General features: G+C 73.5%; 3 protein-coding genes. All 3 read left to right on the forward strand.

Going from position 1 to position 2,671, the window contains the following annotated elements; genetic code table 11:
- Nucleotides 1–412 precede the first annotated feature (412 nt).
- The gene (locus tag ACFVUY_RS43290) at nt 413–814 is read left to right on the forward strand and encodes a hypothetical protein (protein WP_387737360.1); all 402 of its coding nucleotides are present in this window, start codon (nt 413–415) and stop codon (nt 812–814) included.
- Nucleotides 811–2,382: a hypothetical protein gene (locus ACFVUY_RS43295; RefSeq protein ID WP_387737361.1), complete on the forward strand. Its 1,572-nt coding sequence runs from the start codon at nt 811–813 to the stop codon at nt 2,380–2,382. The genes ACFVUY_RS43290 and ACFVUY_RS43295 overlap by 4 nt, the downstream gene beginning before the upstream one ends.
- A 56-nt stretch (nt 2,383–2,438) precedes the next feature.
- Nucleotides 2,439–2,671, forward strand: a 233-nt coding sequence (locus ACFVUY_RS43300) for a hypothetical protein (protein WP_387737362.1), incomplete at its 3' end; no start/stop codon positions are given.

Raw genomic sequence — 2,671 nt, forward strand, 5'->3', positions numbered from 1 at the left:
TGCGAATCGGTCGATGTCGGAGGACTTGTCCGCAAGGGCCCAGGGCTTCTGTGTAACCCACGCGGGTGACAGTTCGCTGTCCTGAGAGCTCACGGAAGGGGGAGCCTGCCCAATCACGCGGGCAAGTGCCACCGCCGCGAGATGGCCGGTACACGACGCCGATCGGACACTCATCCGAAGCCCCAGGTCGAGCTCGTTCGGAATGACAGATAGTGATGGAATCCACACGCCAGGTCAGCGGATGACCGCCCGTGGGAGTTCGGTACGCCGTCCCAGGTCTCCAGCCCGTCACCCGACCGGACCGGATCCTTCGCAAACACCGGGTTTTCCACCGGAATCCCGGCAGGGGCCAGGACAGTGACCGTTCTGCGGGCAGCCTGGCCCCCACACACCCGTACGAAGGACGCACCCCATGAACGAGATGACCGGGTGGACCACCCGCACCACCGCCCGACTCGCCGCCGTCGACCACCCCACCGTGCTGGCCGGCGCATGGAACCTGTTCGACCAGACCGCGGCCTGGGCCATCGGGCCGGGCGCCGACCACGGCGACGCCCTTGCCGCCACCGGCGCCTACACCCTCGTCCTCGAAGCCCGCGATCTGCTCGACCAGCCCGGGTACGACGACGAACCCACCAAGCTTGCCCTCGCGGACGGGACCGCGCTCGCCGAGCTCCTGGACCAGGCGGAGCAACAGCTCGCGGCCGTCGCCGACACCACCACGCCCGCTGACGCGCACGCCCCGGCCCGGGCCTCCCTGCTCGCCGGCCGGGCCGCGCGGGCCGTCCGCAACGCCACCGGCGGCCCCCGGTGACCGCGCGGTTCGGTGACTTCGTCGCCCTCGCCGCCGAGCACCTCGCCAACGTCGACCGGCTGCCCGTCGAGGACTCCTCGGAACTCGCCCGCACCGCGCTGATCGGGCAGCTCGCCGACTTCACCGAGATCGTGCTCGGCATCGAGCGGCGCTTCGCCTGGGAGGCCGTCGAGGCACTGCCCCACCGGTCCGGGCCCGCCGCCGGCATCTTCCCGCCGGAACCGCCGACCCCGGTCGGCCCGCGCAGCGAGCTCCACATGAGCCTGACCGAAGCCGTCATCCAGCTCCGGACCGCCCGCGGCACCAGGACGGCCGCGCTGATGAAACCCCCACAGTGCATCCCGCGAGCGGGGAAGGCCCTGCGGACCGGGATCGACCTGCTGGCCACGCACACCGGTCCGGACGGCGAACCGCTCACCCGTCACGGCCTCGCCCTGGAGAGCGACGAACTGCGCTGCGCCGTGCTCTCCCGGGTGATGCCCCTGGCCGCCACAGCCGCCGGCATCGCCGACCGGCTCGCCGACGCCACGTCCACCTACGCCTTCCCCCGCCGCGTCGCCGCGTTGGCCGAGAGCGGCCGCAAACTCCGCGTCGCCGTCGAGCAGGCGCGGATCCTCACCGCCCGGGCCCGCTCCGACGGCTACGACTGGGCCGTCGACCTGATCGCTCCCCGCGCCGCGTTGCGCGCCGACCCGCCCCGCACCGCGGAGACCATCGACCGGCTCGCCGCCGGCGCGGTCGCGAGCGTGGACCGGCTCACCGAATTCGCCTGGCGCGCCCTCGACGGCGACCAGCACCACGTCCACACCGCCGCGGCCATGCGTACCGCGGCTGCCGACATCAGCGCCGTCTACACCGTCACCCGCACCCTGGTGGCGCACGCGACGCTCGCCGGCCCGTCGCCCGAAGACCCCGGTCAGAAGGCATGCCAGTCGGCGGAGCGGCACTGGCGCGAGCTCGCCGCATGCTGGCGCCCGGTCAGGACCGCCCCCGACAGCACCACCTTGATGACCCCGGTCTCGGCCGAGTCCCACGCCCTGGTCGACCGCCTCGGCCGGATCCTGTTCACCGATCCCGCCTGGCGCCGGGACGACGGCCTCCAGGGCCGGCTCCGCGACGCCGCCGAGCTGGCCGAGGCCCTGCCCGCCTGGACAGAGGCCCTACGACACATCAGCGGGCAGCTGCAGCACCTGGCCCGGGACCACGCCACCCTCACCCGGCGGATGGCAGAGAGCCACCGGCTCCTGATGCGTGCCTCCGGACCGGCGCACAACCGCCTCCCCGTCCGGCCCCTCAGCACCGCGCGCCAGGCCGAACTCCACAACGGCTACCACCTGGCGGCCCAGGCCGGCGGCGGCGTCGAGGACGCCCTCGCCGACCTCGCCGCCCGCGCCGGTGTCGACCCGGCCGGCCGTCGACTCCAACGCCTCGCCGCCGCACCCACCCCCGCGGCCACCGACCGCGCCGTGCTCCGGCAGTCCGCCGCCCGCCTCGCCGAACCCCAACCGCCCCAGCGGTGGCCCGTCAGCGTCCGGGCGCGCTTCCAGGGCAAGGGGATCCGCCTGTAGGCGCCGTGGAGCACCCTCGGGCTGTCCGCCACCGGAGAAACACCTGCGCCGACGTTTTGAGGCCCTCCTTCACCTGGCAGGTGGCCCGGGCCTCCACCAACATCCGCGCGGTCCTCACCAAGATCCGCGACCCCGAAGGGTTCGCCCAGCTCGAGGCGATGGTCAGCCCGTCCGTGTGGTCCTCGCATGTCGGGATGAACGCCAAGAACGACCTCGTGAAGATCCTCGTGACCAAGGGCGGCACGCTGGCCGACCACCCGCAGAGGGCCAGCCCACCACCCGCCACTAG

The sequence above is a fragment of the Kitasatospora sp. NPDC058063 genome (assembly GCF_042885395.1).
Lineage (GTDB): Bacteria > Actinomycetota > Actinomycetes > Streptomycetales > Streptomycetaceae > Kitasatospora > Kitasatospora lactacystinica.